Below are 15,988 nucleotides of genomic sequence, written 5' to 3' on the forward strand. Positions count from 1 at the left end.
ATAATGGTACTATTTTCTTTGCCTAATTCGTCTTTAGCAAATGCATCTAAAAGTGGCTGTATATTTTTTCGGTAACATGGAGTTTTTGGACTTCTTCTTCTCTCCCAGCGTCCAGATATGCTCCCCATTTATTGTTTAAATTGGTACTAATTTCTCCTGATGCTCCTATAATTTGTGTGCATGTTCCTTGCAGACAGGCACTAGTATTTTCTCCATAAGTAGTGGCTGCTACATATAGTTGTTTAGCTAATTTAAATTTTTGCTGTTCTTTAAATACTTCTGTTGCATCTAACCCACCGCTTGTTACTTCAAATAATTTTTTTAGTTGAATTTCATCAAGTGATTTTATTTGATTATATAATTCCTTTCGTTCATGTGATTGCTGAAGATTAATATTTAAATTTAACGCCGTAATTGCTTCTAAATTATCGTTAATTAAATCGGGATGTTTATTACATAAAGTTACGGTTAGTTCTTGCAGCTGAGTTAAATTTGGTTCTGTTTTGTCCGTTAGTTTTGAAACTAAGGCTATAGATTCTGGTATTGTAATTTTCTTTTCAGCACCTTCGGTGTAATCATATTGTACAAAAGCGGTTGAGTAAGGTGAACTTTTGTTTAAGTAATTTTGATTTAACTCTTTAAACGCTCGCTCATTTACAATTTTTATAAATTCTTGATCAGAAGGTATAGGTGCATCAGTTGGAAGCGTTTTCTCCATAACGCTTTTTTTCTCTTGCTCCGATAAATCCAAAAGATCTATGGTAAGTTTGTTAAGTTTAGAGTCATTACTATTAAATAAATTTTGCACATTATTTTTATAATTCTCTGCTGTATTAAAAGCTTCAATTGTATTACTGCCAAATTCAGTTATTAATTCTTCAACAAAAAACTTTGTACGCTTTGTTATTTCTGAGGCATGGACTGACTGCGGATCGTTAATTATTGCGTTATCACGATTATTTTCTACACTAGGGATTAAACCATTTTCGAAAAAGTATTCTTGCATTTTTGGAGAATGTGTGTAATAATATTCTATATTGTGTCCATTAGAATCTTTAGAATTAATTAAAAACGGATATCGGTCCGAATCATTTAATATATGCTTAATTATTTTACCATCATTATCGAAGCGAGCAATATTAAATACCATTTCTTTGACTGCATCTTCTATACTAAAATTTTTGGCATAGAGCTGGCTTTTCTTATTTTAATAAGCTCTTCGGAAAATTCATTACCCCGTAAATCAATATTTGGTCTTTCATCTATAATCTGTTCTAAAGTAAATAATTCCGTATCATACCCTGCTCTACTTAAATAACTTTCCCAAGCAAATTTGTAGATATATCTACATTATTAGTACCTTTTATATTTAAAAAAATAAGATTTAGCGGTAAGTTTTGTAATCCTTTGTCTGTTATTTGAGTGTTATTTAAATTCAAAGAAGTAAGGGAAATAAGGGTTTCAGATAATTGCTTTATTCCTTCATCTGTTATATTAGTGTTAGCTAAATTCAAAGAAGTAAGAGTTTTAGGTAAATATTTTATTGCTTCATTAACTGTATCACTATAATCTAAATTTAAAGAATTAAGATTTGTAGGTAAGAGCTTTAGCCCCTCATCTGTTATACTACTGAAAGAGAAATATAAAGAATTAAGATTTATAGGTAAGTGCTTTATTCCTTCATCTGTTATATTACTATTTCTTAAAATTAAAGAAGTGATATTTTGACTTTTATTAGAATCAGCTAATGTTTTTAATAGCTCATTATCATTATTCCTTACAATTGTAAGTTCATTAATTTCAGGATGAGAACCTAATAATTCTAATACTTGGTTAATTTCTCTTTCATTTAAATTATCTAAAAATAGTGTATTATTTTCATGTCTAAACATAATTAACCTTTTAATGTTTATTAAGTACTTCTATTAATAAATATTAAGAAATCATTTTTCTTGCTGCAACTCAAATATATTAATAAAATATTAAAAAATAAGTTGAAGTTGTATTTTTAACAAGTACAAGTTACAGTGACAAAAATTTTTGGATTTCTACGATCAATAGAATAAAATATAAAAAGTAATGACTAAAAAACTAAGTGTGAATTAATCTCTTAGGGTTTAATTCCCCGAAGCTCTGCTTCGTGATATACTAGATGCATGGAAGAAAGCAGTTATATACATAAAAGTCATAATGTCACAGTACTAATATATCATTTAGTAACACCGGCAAAGTATAGAAGAGTAATATTCAATGAGGAACTAGACGATTATTTATGTAAAATTTGTGAGGACATAGAAGCTCGTTATGAAATTAGATTTTTGGAAATAGGAGTAGATAAAGATCATGTACATTTTTTACTACAGTCAATACCAATGTATAGCCCAACAAAAATAACTCAAATCATAAAAAGTATTACATCTAAGGAAATGTTTAAGAAATATCCAAATCTTAAAGAAAAATTATGGGGAAGTGAGTTTTGGAGTAAAGGATATTTTATGAGCACAGTATGTAAACATGGTGATGAGCGGAAATTACGTAATTATGTAAAAAATAAAGGTTCAGGCAAACCTTCTTATAAAGCATTTCAACAAAAACAGTTAAAACTTTTTGGATAGATACCTCGTAGCTCTGCTGCGAGGAGTATCATTTTAGCTGGTAATATAAAGGGCAATTATGAATAAAGATAAAAAATCAGTTCAATTTAATGAAAATCCTGACATTAAAGAATTTACTCCAAAGCTTGATAAAAATAGTGAGATTTATTCTATAAAGAGGAATATAATTAATATAGTTGATGATGAGGTAGAAAATGAAACTAAATTACTTACTGAAACTCAATTCCTTGTTAAAAAAACTCCGTATGGTAAAGATTCCAAATATGAAATAACTGGTTTTATTAATAAAGCTGGGAAATATGTAACTGAACCTGAACAAATAAAACAGAATCTAAAATTATACGCTTTTGCAGAATTTGCCGATTTACAAAAAATATTTTAGGTAAGTTTGATAAGGAGGGTAATTTAAAAATATCTAAAAATTTTGAAGCTGATGAAGAGATAGTATTACGAAAAGATGGTAATTTATTGTTTGCTAAAACAGAGAAAGGCTTAGTAAATAGGCAAGGGGAATTAAAAGAAGTGAATAAAATTTTACAAAAGGGCAGATTCTTTTTTGAAGATTCAGGGAAAGATATAAAAGTTCCAAATAGTGCAATAAACCCTAATGGAAAGCCAAAAAGGTCTATCCTTAAAAGAAGCTAAAATAATATTTTATTCTTATCGCAAAAAAGAAATTTAAAAATTATTTAAAATAGTGTTTGACAACATCTAAAATTATGGATATAAAATCAATCACACAAGGTTTGAAACACAAAACTTTGTAGCTGTTTAAAAAGTTGATAAAGCTAAAAACTAAATACACCGCGATAATAAAAATTTATATCGTGAGTTAGATACTGAAGAAATTGTAAAATTAATTCTGTATGCATCGTGTAATCTCAAGTAATAAAGCGTAAGTAAATATAATAAGAGCATTTGGTGGATGCCTTGGCATTAGAAGGCGATGAAGGACGTAATACGCTGCGATAAGCTTCGGGGAGCTGTGAATAAGCTTTGATCCGAAGATTTCCGAATGGGGAAACCCACCTAATTTATTAGGTATTGTATAGTGAATACATAGCTATATGAGGCAAACCCAGCGAACTGAAATATCTAAGTAGCTGGAGGAAAGGACATCAACCGAGACTCCGTTAGTAGTGACGAGCGAACGCGGACCAGGCCAGTGGCTTCAAAAAAATAACTAAAACAACATGGAAAGGTTGACCGTAGAGGGTGATAGTCCCGTATAGGTAAAAAGTTTGAAGTCCTTGAGTAAGGCGGGACACGTGAAATCCTGTCTGAACATAGGGGGACCACCCTCTAAGCCTAAGTACTCTCTAGTGACCGATAGTGAACAAGTACCGTGAGGGAAAGGTGAAAAGTACCCCGACAAGGGGAGTGAAATAGTATCTGAAACCAAATGCTTACAAGCAGTCGGAGCAAGCATTTACGTCTTGTGACGGCGTACCTTTTGTATAATGGGTCAGCGACTTAGTTTATCTAGCAAGCTTAAGCCGTTAGGTGTAGGCGTAGCGAAAGCGAGTCTGAATAGGGCGACTATAGTTAGATGAATTAGACCCGAAACCGAGTGATCTAGCCATGGCCAGGTTGAAAGCGGAGTAAAATCCGCTGAAGGACCGAACCCACTACTGTTGAAAAAGTAGGGGATGAGCTGTGGTTAGGGGTGAAAGGCCAATCAAACTCGGATATAGCTGGTTCTCCGCGAAATCTATTTAGGTAGAGCGTTATAGCGGTTACCATCGGAGGTAGAGCACTGAATGAGCTAGGGGGTCCCACAGACTTACCAAACTCAATCAAACTCCGAATGCCGATGAGTATAGCATAGCAGACAGACTATGGGTGCTAAGGTCCATAGTCGAGAGGGAAAAAGCCCAGACCGCCATCTAAGGTCCCTAAATCATGACTAAGTGTTAAAGGATGTGAGAAGACCAAAACAACTAGGATGTTGGCTTAGAAGCAGCCATCATTTAAAGAAAGCGTAATAGCTCACTAGTCTAAATAAGTTTTCTTGCGCCAACAATGTAACGGGGCTCAAGTCATGTACCGAAGATGCGGATTCACACATTTAGTGTGAGTGGTAGCGGAGCGTTCCGTAAGCCTGTGAAGGTGAACCGTAAGGTTTGCTGGAGGTATCGGAAGTGAGAATGCTGACATAAGTAGCGATAAAGAATGCGAGAAACATTCTCGCCGAAAGTCCAAGGGTTCTTGCGTAAAGTTAATCTGCGCAAGGTTAGTCGGTCCCTAAGGTGAGGCTGAAAGGCGTAATCGATGGGAATCAGGTTAATATTCCTGAACCTGAAGGATGTGACGAAAGTAGTAAGTTGTACAGTCTTATTGGATTGATTGTGCAGCGAATATTTTCCAGGAAATAACACCTTCATTATAGACCGTACCCGAAACCGACACAGGTGGACAGGTAGAGTATACCAAGGCGCTTGAGAGAACGATGCTGAAGGAACTAGGCAAATTGCATCTGTAACTTCGGAAGAAAGATGACCCACATATGGGCAACCATTTGTGGGTGGCACAAGCTAGGGGGTAGCGACTGTTTATTAAAAACACAGGGCTCTGCAAAGTCAATAGACGAAGTATAGGGTCTGACGCCTGCCCAGTGCTGGAAGATTAAGAGGAGGGGTGCAAGCTCTGAATTGAAGTCCCAGTGAACGGCGGCCGTAACTATGACGGTCCTAAGGTAGCGAAATTCCTTGTCGGGTAAGTTCCGACCCGCACGAATGGCGTAACGATTTCCCCGCTGTCTCCAGTATCGACTCAGCGAAATTGAATTCTCCGTGAAGATGCGGAGTTCCCGCGGTCAGACGGAAAGACCCCGTGAACCTTTACTATAGCTTTGCACTGGTGTTAGGAATCAAATGTGCAGGATAGGTGGGAGACTATGAAGCAGAGGCGTCAGCCTTTGTGGAGTCATCCTTGAGATACCACCCTTTTGGTTCTTGACATCTAACCGAGAACCTTGAATCAGGATCCGAGACAATGCATGGTGGGTAGTTTGACTGGGGCGGTCGCCTCCCAAAGAGTAACGGAGGCGCGCGATGGTTAGCTCAGGTTGGTCGGAAATCAACTTTTAGAGTGCAATGGCATAAGCTAGCCTGACTGCGAGTCTGACAAGACGAGCAGAGACGAAAGTCGGTCATAGTGATCCGGTGGTCCCGAGTGGAAGGGTCATCGCTCAACGAATAAAAGGTACTCCGGGGATAACAGGCTGATGATTTCCAAGCGTCCATAGCGACGAAATCGTTTGGCACCTCGATGTCGGCTCATCACATCCTGGGGCTGGAGAAGGTCCCAAGGGTTCGGCTGTTCGCCGATTAAAGTGGTACGTGAGCTGGGTTTAGAACGTCGTGAGACAGTTCGGTCCCTATCTGCCGTGGGTGTAGGAAGTTTGAGAGGATCTGCCTTTAGTACGAGAGGACCGAGGTGGACGTACCCCTGGTGGACCAGTTGTCGTGCCAACGGCACAGCTGGGTAGCTAAGTACGGAAGGGATAACCGCTGAATGCATCTAAGCAGGAAACCCACCTCAAAACTAGACTTCCCCATTAGAGCCGTGGAAGACCACCACGTTGATAGGTCAGGTGTGGAAGCACAGTAATGTGTGTAGCTAACTGATACTAATAGCTCGATTGATTTACTTTGCTGTGAGATTACACATGTATATAGTGTTTATTCTATAATATGTCAGTATCAACTCACAAAGTTATCAGGTTAAAATAGCTTTATCAATTAATAAAAGTGTTGTTGTACGGCTTTATATGTCATTCCTAGCTAAAAGCAGGGATCTACTAAAACTAAGGTTCCGTGATCAAGTCACGGGCTCTCAGGACATTAACTGCGAAATAAAATCTGTAGATTAAACTACAGTATATATTCAAATATATTCAAGGTTTTTTAAAGTCTTGCAACAGCACTAACAGCAAATCAATACAATCTACTACTTAAAAGTTTGTATTGCTAGCTTGGTGGTTATAGCATGAGTGAAACACACGATCCCATCCCGAACTCGAACGTGAAACCTCATAGCGCTAATGATACTATGTCATAAGGCATGGGAGAGTAAGTCGCTGCCAAGCTTGCAATGCAAATTTTTTAATTCCTCTTGTCAAATCTTCTGTTTATACTCAAAAAATTAAGTTTAATTACAAAAAATAGAGAATATAAATAATAAAATGAGCAATAAAAAACATCGTTAAGAGCATTCATCTTATCATATACATAAGATATGGTTTTTCTTCATATATTTTTTAGTATTATTTTTTTAACTAGCTGTCAGAATGGTAATCACAGAAACAGCGATCTTAAATATATTTATAACGAAATTTAAGAAAATCATCCTGGTATTTTTAATAAAGGAGATCCAACATTTAAGGAAAACCTTGAATATAATTATTTAAAAGCAAACAAAGCTTTTTATGAAACATCTCAAAGCCCTAAGCAAATTATAGAAGCTTTTATCAGCAATTTTAACGATACTCATTTAAGCGTTAATTGGTATAATGAAACGCCAAAAATAATACTTTCTAATTTTAAACCATTTCAAATTAAGTATTTTCTTAAAAATATTGTTTGGATAGATTTACCTAGCTTTGATTTAACTGAGTTGCAACAACAAGAATTTAATTCACTTCTAGCTATAATTAAAAACTTTAGAAAAAAGAATATAATAGTTTTTGATTTAAGAGGTAATCAAGGCGGGAATTCGGACTATGGTAGTAAGCTTATTGATCAATTATTTGAAAAAAATTATGCTACACAACAAAGAAATCTAGCTTATAAAAATGCTTATGTAGATTGGCGGGTAAGCCTTAATAATTTAAACCATGTTAAAAATTTATATAAACAATATCCAAGCCCTTGTCTTAAAAGATATTATTGAAGGGTTAGAGAAAAATTTACAAGAAAAGCAACCTTATTATTAGAGAGTTACTATTTGATAAATCTTTACCCTTAAATACTTCTTTATTAAATCCAGTTAAAGCAAAAATTATTGTAATTATTGATGAGAAAAATGTAAGTAGCACACTTGATTTTATCGATGAGTTAAAAATAATGACTCAAAATGTAATTCTTGTAGGAAAGACTACAAAAGCCGACCGGCTATATATGGAATTAAGAACGGTCAAGCTACCAAGTAAGCTAGGTATTTTTTCTTTTCCTATTAAAGTTTACAGAAATCGCAATCGAGGCGACAATATACCATATATTCCTGATTTTGAAATTGATACTGAAGATACGGCTAAATTAGAAGATTTTATTTTAAATAAAAATTATGATTAATAACTTAACTTTTGATATCCATTACTTATAGTGTTTAGTTTTGCAGTACCAGTATATTTTAATGATATATGATAATCCTCTATTTGTTCTATTTTCATGCATTCATCAATATCATAAATATTGTCTGTATGTAGCATTTTGTGATTAGCAAAAAGTTTATTCCTCGCTATTTTTATCGCCTCTGCTCTAGATTTTGCTACTGTTAGAGTCATAAAATGACTTTCGCCAAAGATGTCTTGTAAGTAATAGCCTAAATTAACAAAAACAAATTATTAGATGTTGATTTTATTTTGTCTTGATTAACTTCTATCTCAAATCCATCAACATTCTCTATCATAAACCAAGAATCTATATGTAAAGATTTAATACTGCCAATCCATTTTTCTTTAATTTTATTTGCTATTTCAATGTCAGTTTGTCCTACAACAAATATTACATCGTGAATTTCTATATTACATTTTTCTATTTTTCCCCCTAAATAAAAGATAAATAATTTAGGTTTATTATTATTTTGGTTTTCAAAAAATTTCATAATATAATCAATAATATGGATAGATTTAGAAATAATATAATCAGTAAATATAAAGAGCAAGGAAAAGCTTGGCTTGAAAAATTACCTAAAATTGTAACAGAGCTAGCTATAGAATGGAATTTAACTGAACTCAAATCTATAAATAATTTATCCTTTAACTATGTTCTTTTGGGATATCAAAATAATACACCTATTATATTAAAAATAGGCTTTGATAACAATGAACTATTGCAAGAAACAGAAGCATTAAAAGCTTTTAAAAACTCTGGAGTTGTAGATATTCTAGCCCAAAAAGATAATGCATTATTGCTTGAAAAAGCAGCGCCTGGTGTTTCTTTAAAAGGATATTCGTCAGATAATAAAATTGCTATAGCTTGCAAGGTAATGGATAAATTACATAAAGCTCAGATCCCTCCGCTTAATAATTTTTCTAATATTAAAGATCAACTAAAAATTTTAGATAAAGAATGGGGTTTACCTCAACTTAATTTACTATATAACCTAATTTATTAAGCAATCTTGATATCGTACTTGCAGATACTTTTTGACTCCAGTTGTTAGCTAGTTCCATGGTGGTTTTATCAAAATTTAATTCTATAAATTTTTTAAATCCTTCTATGTCTCTTATTATTCTACGATGTCCTGTATGATAACCACTTTTTGCTTTGATATCGCCGGTTTGTTTCTTTAATTTTTTCCATTCTATTATAGTCTTCCTACTAATAGAGTATATCTCAGAAGTCTCTTTTATTGTTTTACCATCTGTTAAACTTTTTATTACTCGTATTCTTAAATCGTATGAATATGCCTTTGCCATAAGTTTTTCATTTAGTATAATCTAACTCATACTCTAAGTCACTATCTTATCGCATTAAGCTATAAGAGATAAATTGCTAAAATGTACTGAACTGACTAACGAATATTAGAAATACCCTCAACGAACATTAAAATTACCTATAAAAAAGAAGTAACTATGGACAGTAATATCGAATAAAAATTTCTTTTTAAGATTTATTTATTATTCGAGAATTACTGATGACATGTACAAATAAACAAGTAGGTATTTTAATGCAAAAGATCAAAAAATATAATCAGATAATTTCTGCTGCAAAAGCAGGTATGAGTGTAAAAACAGCACGTAAATATTTAGGTGTTAATAAGTATCCAAGCGAATTACGAACAGTACGTAAATATAGGACACGTAAGGATCCATTTGTTAAGCACTGGGATGAAATAGAATCAATGCTAGGATCAGCACCGGAGTTGCAAGCAACTACCATATTAGCATATTTGACAGAAAAGTATCATGGAAATTATAATGGAAAGCAATTACGCTGTTTGCAGAAAAGGTTGAAACAATGGAGAGCTGAACATGGTAAGGATAAGCCAGTCATCTTTTTACAAAATATTCTTCCTGGCAAACAAAGCCAGTCTGATTGGACCAATATGAATCAATTAGGTATTTGTATTGATGGGAAACCATATTCTCATTTACTATTTCATTTTATATTGCCTTATTCATGTTGGGAAACTTTCAGCATATGCCATAGTGAAAGTTTTGATACATTAGCATCAGGGTTTGAAAAAGCTGTATGGGAGTTAGGTGGAGTTTTACCAGAGCATCGTACAGATAATTTAAGTGCAGCTACCAAGCAATGTGGTAATAGTAGACAATTTACAGAAAAATGGCAAGAATTGCTTGGTTATTACGATGTTGCACCATCGCGAAATAATCCCGGTGTCAGTCATGAAAATGGTTCTGTTGAAAAAAGTCATGATACATTTAAGCAAGCAGTGAATCAACATTTGCTATTACGTGGATCACGTAATTTTGTTGATTTAAAAGCTTATGAATTATTCCTTACACAAATTAAAGAAAAGCGCAATAGCTGTAGAAAAGAAAAATTAGCTGAAGAATTAGTTTATTTAAAAGAGTTACCAATCAGGAAATGGAATGCACCTACAATATTATCAGTACGTGTTAACCCAAGCAGTACAGTTAGTATTTTATCTGTAGCTTATTCTGTGCCTAGTCGCTTAATAGGTTATACTTTAAAAGCTTATATTTATTCTGAAGAAATAGAGCTTTACTATGGTAACAAATGTTTACAAAAAATGTTTAGAATCAGCAATGGCTATGTTATTGATTATAGACATATCATTGATAGTTTAGTACGTAAACCTGGAGCATTTGCCCAATATCAATATTATGAAGCTTTATTTCCACGTGCTATATTTCGTCAGGTATATGACCAGCTGATATCTATATATCCATATAAGGGGCATAAAATATATCTTAAAATATTACAATTAGCAAAAATGTATGGAGAATTGAATGTAGTTGCTGCATTAGAAATGCTAGTAGAAGAGAAGATTGAACCAATAATTGATCATATTACAGATTTACTAAATAGTCAGACTAAAACTGTTTGTTCAGTAAAAATTAATCAACCAGTACTGTCCGAATATGATCAATTACATTGCTTTAAAACAATGGAGGTCGCATGAGTAAAAAGATAATAACTCCGCAACCGCTAAATAATTTACTCAAGAACCTTTGTTTACCTACTTTTGCATCATGCTATAAATCAGTTGCAGAAAGCTTTGAGCAAGAAAAGAAAACATATATAGATTATCTACAAGAGTTAGCCATACGTGAGTTAGAACATAGACATCAGCAACGTATCGCCAGATTGCTAAAGCAAGCAAAACTCTCTCGAGATAAGTTATTAAGCAACTTTGATATTAAGCGTATCCCAGGATTATCGTCAACTAAGATCCAATATCTTGCACAAGGAGAATTTATGGATCGCTATGAAAATATACTTATTTTTGGTAATCCTGGTACTGGCAAAAGTCATCTTAGTATAGGTTTAGCACGTGAGTGGTGTCTTGCCGGTAGGCGTGTATTATATACAACAGCAGCTAATTTGGTTCAACAATTACTAGAAGCAAAGCTTAGTTTAAAACTTAAGCAAATTATTAAAAAATTCGATTATTTTGAAATATTGATAATTGATGATATATCATATGTACCATATAATCGTGAGGAAACTGATGTTTTATTTACCTTATTAGCTGAACGTTATGAGATGCGTAGTGTATTAATTACTAGCAATTTAGTTTTTGCAAAATGGAATTCCATTTTTAAAGACGAAATGACTACATCAGCAGCCATTGACAGATTGGTTCACCATTCTTCAATTCTTGAACTGAATACTGAAAGTTATAGAATCGCTACAGCAAAAGAAAAAAAATTAACTATAAAATTGGAGGATAATAATATAATACACTAGACAATATTTTTTACTCAAAAATAGGTAATTTTAATATTCGTCATAGGGAATTCTAATATTCGTTAGTCACCAATCTGTGATCTATCATCTATAGTATGCTCTGTGGTACTATCGGCAAGTATCATACCTTGGTCTTCTATAACGATATGTAGCTTTTTCCATATGCGCGACGCTTATATTGCTTACCATGCTTATTTTCTAGCCATTCGTTCCCTGTGTAGGTTTGTATCCCTGTACTATCCATTGCAATATAACTAAATTCTTTATCTTGATTTCCATGTAAGTACCTAAGATCTAATGACTTCATACGCTTACTTAATGTTGTGTGGTCTGGGCATCTAATGGATAAACCCGATATTTCAAAGAGCCAGTTTATCAAGCCTTGGGTTTGGCGTAACTTAAGACCGAATAAGCATCTGATCTTCAAACACTGTAATATAGCGTGATCACTATAGCGTCTAGGCCTCCCTCGTTTCATTTCCTCTCTGTGATCAGCATACCAGACAGTAGCCAAATCACTGGCAATCATAAAATCTATGCGACCCCTATTGCGTAAAAAATTATTATATTCTAATCAATTCGTTATTTTATATTTAGAATATTTGCGTAATTTACTAAAAGGGGCTTTCTTCCGAGAACTCATATAATCTGGATCATTTTTAATTCAGGGCATCTTACCAGATTATCACCACTCTTTCTCTACAAATCTTATTTATGCAACAAAGCCATACACCACCAGCTTGCCCCACAGTATGACCACTTTTTAGAAGTTGTTTATCAACCTCCTTAATATCTATACCTAATTTATCTGCTATATAGTAAATTAAGTTGAGGTTTGAGTATAGGGATGATATATATAAAGGAAAATGCCAAGATCATATAGTCAAGATTTTAGAAAAAGAGTTATAGGATATGTAGAAAGAGGTAATAGCTGCAATAGCACTGCGATAAGATTTGAAATAGCAGCAAACACAGTAAGGAATTGGTATAAGAGATATAAGTCCGAAGGACATTATTTAGCAAGAAGAATAGGAGGCAAAAAAGGACGGGTAACAAGTCAAGATGTTGAGTTGTACGTGAGTTCTAATCCTAATTTCACATTATTAGAAATGGGTACGTATTTTAATATGAGTTCTGTGGGTGCGTATTATTGGTTAAAGCAACTAGGTTTTAGCTATAAAAAAAAGACTTTTCCTACTTGGAAGCAAGTCAAGAAAAGCGAGATAAGTACCAAGAGGTCATAAAAGATACACCAATAGAACATCTTGTATATATTGATGAAAGTGGTATTGAGATAAATATCTGCAAAGATAGAGGATGGGGCAAAAAAAGCGAAAAACTTATTGGTAAAAAAAGCGGTAAATATTACAACAGAACAAATATCATAGCTGGTTATGTTAATAAAGAGTGTATAGCACCGATGATATTTAATGGAACATGTAATAGACAATTATTTGAAAGTTGGGTTGGAGAATTTTTAATAAAAGAGCTAAAACCTGGACAAGTTGTAGTGATGGATAACGCTGCTTTCCATAAGTCTCAAAGGACCAAAGAACTAATAGAATCAGTAGGTTGTAGGATAATATTCTTACCACCTTACTCCCCTGATCTAAATCCAATAGAGAAATTTTGGGCCAATATGAAGCGATGGATTAAAGCTACAATTACTCAATTTGATCAATTATATAATGCTTTAATTCAATTCTTTAATACGCAAACTTCAACTTAATTTACCATAGTTTAGGATGAGAGTGTAGAAAAGTTTTTAGTAAGGCAAGTTAAATTTAAAAAGGAGTATTATTATGAGTTACAATCAAGAAGGATACGAATTTAAAATAACACAAGCATTTAATTGTTTAAATGATGCGATAGTTTTAACATATTCATCAGTTGTCATTGCTAAAATAAAAGGGACCAGTAAATTGCACGAAAAAGGGACCAGAGAAGTTGGTGTGACCTAATAAGGTTAATGTGCAATATTCACTAGATAATTAAGCAAGTAAATATCTAGTGATACAATGATAAGAATAAATATGTATACAACAATTATCACCCTTTATAAACAAGGCAATAGTCAAAGGAATATTGCCAAACTAACAAGAACAGACCGCAAAACAGTACGAAAAATAATAAACCGCTATGTAGAGGCTGGTACAGAATCCCCAGCAATCTATGAACGATCTTCAGTTTTGGATTTTTGGCACGAAAAAATAATTGAGTTATTAGAAAAAAATCTAAGTTACATAAGAATTTTTGAGGAGTTAAAAAATCAAGGTTATACAAGCAGTTATACTTCTTTGACCCGTTATATCAAAAAATATAAAATTAAGGATAACAGTTGCATTCGTTTTCATACTTTAGCAGGAGAGGAAGCACAAGTAGATTTTGGTGACATAGGCTTACAGTATAATTCTAAGGGGCGTAGAGTTAAAGCATATGTATTTAATATGCGTTTAAGCTATAGTCGCCTTGATTATTATGAAGTAGTGTTTGATCAAAGTTGTCAAACATGGATTCAATGTCATATCAATGCATTTAATTATTTTGCTGGTAGTCCAAAAGTAATAAAACTTGATAATCTTAAAGCTGGAGTGGTAGATGCCAATTTTTATGAGCCAGTATATCAGAAGGAATATAAGTGCTTAGCCGATCATTATGGAATTTTACTTTCTCCTTGTCGAGTTTATCAACCGCAAGAAAAAGGCAAAGTTGAGTCGGGAATAAAATACGTTAAAAATAATTTTTTTGCTGGTCGTAAATTTGATAGATATGAAGAATTAACACATGGTCTTGCAAATTGGTTAAATAAGGTCAATAGCCGAATACATGGTACTACTAAGAGAATACCTAGAGAACTGTTTGAGCAAGAGGAAAGAAGTAGTTTAATTCCTTTACCATTAGAAACTTTTGATTTGTCATCTTGGCATAATCGAAAAGTAGCAAAAGATTGTCATATTACCATAGATAATAATTATTACTCTGTACCAGCAAAATATATATACAGTGATGTAATGGTACAATTGTCCCCAAAACTTGTTCAAATATTTTCTATACAAAATGATTTAATAGCAAGACATGTTAGAACAGAGGGCAAGGGGATATTTACCACTAATCCGTCTCATTATGCCAAACACAAACGTCTATGCCCAGGTTTTATAGAATATAGTGAACATTATCAACAACAAATGCAGCAGATAGGGAATAATTGCAGTTTATTATTAGAATCATTACAACAAACAAGAGTGAATGATTGGCAACGTTGTGCCAGAGGCATCATTTCTTTACGTAAGGTTTACAATGATGACTTAATAGATAAAGCCTGTCATAGAGCACTACATTATGGTATAAGTTCTTACTCTAAAATTAAGAATATTTTAAATAGTAATGCAGTAAACTTACCATTACCAGAGTTTGGAGGTAATAATGCAGAACTTATTTAATGACCTACGAAGCTTTAGATTATCAGGTATAGTCAATAGTTTAAATGAAAGGATTATTTATGCTCAAAATAATAAACTAGGATTTAAAGAATTTCTATCACTATTATGTGAAGATGAAAAATCTAACCGTAAGGATAATAATTACCGTCGCCGTAAAAGTGCTGCTAAATTACCGGTAACTAAAAATTTAGAAGACTTTGATTTTAATTTCCAACCAAGTGTTGATGCCAAAGTAATAAGTGATTTATCAACTTGTGATTATATTAATACTAAGGGAAATGTAATATTCATAGGTGATTCAGGAACTGGGAAAACTCATCTTGCCATTGGGCTAGCATTAAAAGCTTTAACACGAGAATACTCTGTATATTTTACTACGGTATCGGATATGCTTTATAATTTACATATTGCAAGAGCAGATAATAGTTATCACAAAAAGGTTAAATTACTCCTATCGTTTGATTTATTAATTCTTGATGAGCTCGGGTTTAAGCAATTGCCAAAACATTCAGTAGAAGACTTTTTTAATATTATTGCTAAACGATATGAAAATAAATCTACCATTATTACCACAAACAAGGATTTTGAAAAATGGAATGAAATATTTGCTGATGAAGTATTAACTCATGCAATTATTGATCGAGTGGTACATCATGCTCATATACTAAACATAAAAGGTAAAAGTTATCGTATTAATAACTATAAATCTGGAGGTAATATGGCATAAAAATTTTTAAATATAGTGGTCCCTTTTTGACGTAATTTACTGGTCCCTTTCTAATTGACAATGACAATCAGTAAATCATTTCTT

The 15,988-nt window shown here is 33.1% G+C and carries 17 protein-coding genes, 2 rRNA genes and 1 pseudogene; 14 read left to right on the forward strand and 6 right to left on the reverse strand.

The window, feature by feature from the left end; translation table 11 throughout:
* Nucleotides 1-46: 46 nt before the first annotated feature.
* Both ACICQC_RS02425 and ACICQC_RS02430 read right to left on the reverse strand, forming a co-directional pair.
* On the reverse strand, nucleotides 47-1,150 hold the full coding sequence (locus ACICQC_RS02425; RefSeq protein ID WP_395477264.1) for a hypothetical protein: 1,104 nt from the start codon (nucleotides 1,148-1,150) through the stop codon (nucleotides 47-49).
* A 160-nt stretch (nucleotides 1,151-1,310) separates the two neighbouring features.
* Nucleotides 1,311-1,892: a hypothetical protein gene (locus ACICQC_RS02430; protein ID WP_395477265.1), complete on the reverse strand. Its 582-nt coding sequence runs from the start codon at nucleotides 1,890-1,892 to the stop codon at nucleotides 1,311-1,313.
* A 264-nt stretch (nucleotides 1,893-2,156) separates the two neighbouring features.
* Between ACICQC_RS02430 and tnpA the strand changes: the two genes are divergently transcribed.
* The 6 genes and pseudogenes from tnpA to ACICQC_RS02460 all read left to right on the forward strand — a co-directional run bounded on the left by tnpA (nucleotide 2,157) and on the right by ACICQC_RS02460 (nucleotide 7,909).
* Complete coding sequence (tnpA, locus tag ACICQC_RS02435; RefSeq protein WP_395477266.1) at nucleotides 2,157-2,615, forward strand: IS200/IS605 family transposase; 459 nt, start codon at nucleotides 2,157-2,159, stop codon at nucleotides 2,613-2,615.
* A 268-nt stretch (nucleotides 2,616-2,883) separates the two neighbouring features.
* Nucleotides 2,884-3,260: pseudogene (locus ACICQC_RS02440) on the forward strand (hypothetical protein).
* 252 nt (nucleotides 3,261-3,512) lie between these two features.
* Nucleotides 3,513-6,271, forward strand: a 23S ribosomal RNA gene (locus tag ACICQC_RS02445).
* A gap of 319 nt (nucleotides 6,272-6,590) precedes the next feature.
* Nucleotides 6,591-6,705 (forward strand): 5S ribosomal RNA (rrf, locus tag ACICQC_RS02450).
* 527 nt (nucleotides 6,706-7,232) lie between these two features.
* Complete coding sequence (locus tag ACICQC_RS02455) at nucleotides 7,233-7,508, forward strand: S41 family peptidase (protein WP_395477267.1); 276 nt, start codon at nucleotides 7,233-7,235, stop codon at nucleotides 7,506-7,508.
* Nucleotides 7,509-7,735: 227 nt separating this feature from the next.
* Complete coding sequence (locus ACICQC_RS02460; RefSeq protein WP_395477268.1) at nucleotides 7,736-7,909, forward strand: hypothetical protein; 174 nt, start codon at nucleotides 7,736-7,738, stop codon at nucleotides 7,907-7,909.
* On the opposite strand, the gene ACICQC_RS02465 is transcribed toward ACICQC_RS02460, so the two are convergent.
* On the reverse strand, nucleotides 7,906-8,121 hold the full coding sequence (locus ACICQC_RS02465; RefSeq protein ID WP_395477269.1) for a DUF1543 domain-containing protein: 216 nt from the start codon (nucleotides 8,119-8,121) through the stop codon (nucleotides 7,906-7,908). The genes ACICQC_RS02460 and ACICQC_RS02465 overlap by 4 nt on opposite strands.
* A 38-nt stretch (nucleotides 8,122-8,159) precedes the next feature.
* Entirely contained in the window at nucleotides 8,160-8,441 is a 282-nt protein-coding gene (locus tag ACICQC_RS02470; RefSeq protein WP_395477270.1) for a DUF1543 domain-containing protein, read from the reverse strand.
* A 15-nt stretch (nucleotides 8,442-8,456) separates the two neighbouring features.
* Here ACICQC_RS02470 and ACICQC_RS02475 point away from each other — a divergent pair, with 15 nt between their 5' ends.
* Nucleotides 8,457-8,954, forward strand: a complete 498-nt coding sequence (locus ACICQC_RS02475) for an aminoglycoside phosphotransferase family protein (RefSeq protein WP_395477271.1) — start codon at nucleotides 8,457-8,459, stop codon at nucleotides 8,952-8,954.
* Here the strand turns inward: ACICQC_RS02475 and ACICQC_RS02480 are convergent.
* Nucleotides 8,926-9,258: an IS630 transposase-related protein gene (locus tag ACICQC_RS02480; protein ID WP_395477272.1), complete on the reverse strand. Its 333-nt coding sequence runs from the start codon at nucleotides 9,256-9,258 to the stop codon at nucleotides 8,926-8,928. The two genes, ACICQC_RS02475 and ACICQC_RS02480, sit on opposite strands and share 29 nt — an antisense overlap.
* Before the next feature lie 218 nt (nucleotides 9,259-9,476).
* On the opposite strand from ACICQC_RS02480, the gene istA (ACICQC_RS02485) reads away from it, so the two are divergent.
* Complete coding sequence (gene istA, locus ACICQC_RS02485; RefSeq protein WP_395476339.1) at nucleotides 9,477-10,949, forward strand: IS21 family transposase; 1,473 nt, start codon at nucleotides 9,477-9,479, stop codon at nucleotides 10,947-10,949.
* On the forward strand, nucleotides 10,946-11,737 hold the full coding sequence (gene istB / locus ACICQC_RS02490) for an IS21-like element helper ATPase IstB (RefSeq protein WP_395476338.1): 792 nt from the start codon (nucleotides 10,946-10,948) through the stop codon (nucleotides 11,735-11,737). The genes istA (ACICQC_RS02485) and istB (ACICQC_RS02490) overlap by 4 nt, the downstream gene beginning before the upstream one ends.
* 136 nt (nucleotides 11,738-11,873) lie before the next feature.
* Here istB (ACICQC_RS02490) and ACICQC_RS02495 read toward each other — a convergent pair whose 3' ends face one another.
* The gene (locus ACICQC_RS02495) at nucleotides 11,874-12,266 is read right to left on the reverse strand and encodes a transposase (RefSeq protein ID WP_395477273.1); all 393 of its coding nucleotides are present in this window, start codon (nucleotides 12,264-12,266) and stop codon (nucleotides 11,874-11,876) included.
* A 337-nt stretch (nucleotides 12,267-12,603) separates the two neighbouring features.
* On the opposite strand from ACICQC_RS02495, the gene ACICQC_RS02500 reads away from it, so the two are divergent.
* From ACICQC_RS02500 to istB (ACICQC_RS02520), 5 genes are all read left to right on the forward strand, one after another.
* Nucleotides 12,604-12,981 (forward strand): IS630 transposase-related protein, encoded by a 378-nt coding sequence (locus ACICQC_RS02500; protein WP_395476240.1) that lies wholly within the window; start codon nucleotides 12,604-12,606, stop codon nucleotides 12,979-12,981.
* Nucleotides 12,936-13,466 carry an IS630 family transposase gene (locus tag ACICQC_RS02505; protein WP_395476342.1) on the forward strand — a complete coding sequence of 177 codons (531 nt, stop codon included), beginning with the start codon at nucleotides 12,936-12,938 and terminating at the stop codon, nucleotides 13,464-13,466. Before ACICQC_RS02500 ends, ACICQC_RS02505 begins: the two co-directional genes overlap by 46 nt.
* Before the next feature lie 73 nt (nucleotides 13,467-13,539).
* On the forward strand, nucleotides 13,540-13,698 hold the full coding sequence (locus ACICQC_RS02510) for a DUF5424 family protein (protein WP_395477274.1): 159 nt from the start codon (nucleotides 13,540-13,542) through the stop codon (nucleotides 13,696-13,698).
* 72 nt (nucleotides 13,699-13,770) lie between these two features.
* Nucleotides 13,771-15,177, forward strand: a complete 1,407-nt coding sequence (istA, locus tag ACICQC_RS02515; protein ID WP_395476243.1) for an IS21 family transposase — start codon at nucleotides 13,771-13,773, stop codon at nucleotides 15,175-15,177.
* A complete protein-coding gene (gene istB, locus ACICQC_RS02520) occupies nucleotides 15,161-15,904 on the forward strand; it encodes an IS21-like element helper ATPase IstB (RefSeq protein ID WP_341790851.1) in 744 nt (247 codons plus the stop codon). The genes istA (ACICQC_RS02515) and istB (ACICQC_RS02520) overlap by 17 nt, the downstream gene beginning before the upstream one ends.
* Nucleotides 15,905-15,988: the final 84 nt, after the last annotated feature.

The organism is Rickettsia endosymbiont of Pantilius tunicatus (assembly GCF_964291875.1).
Taxonomy (GTDB): domain Bacteria; phylum Pseudomonadota; class Alphaproteobacteria; order Rickettsiales; family Rickettsiaceae; genus Rickettsia.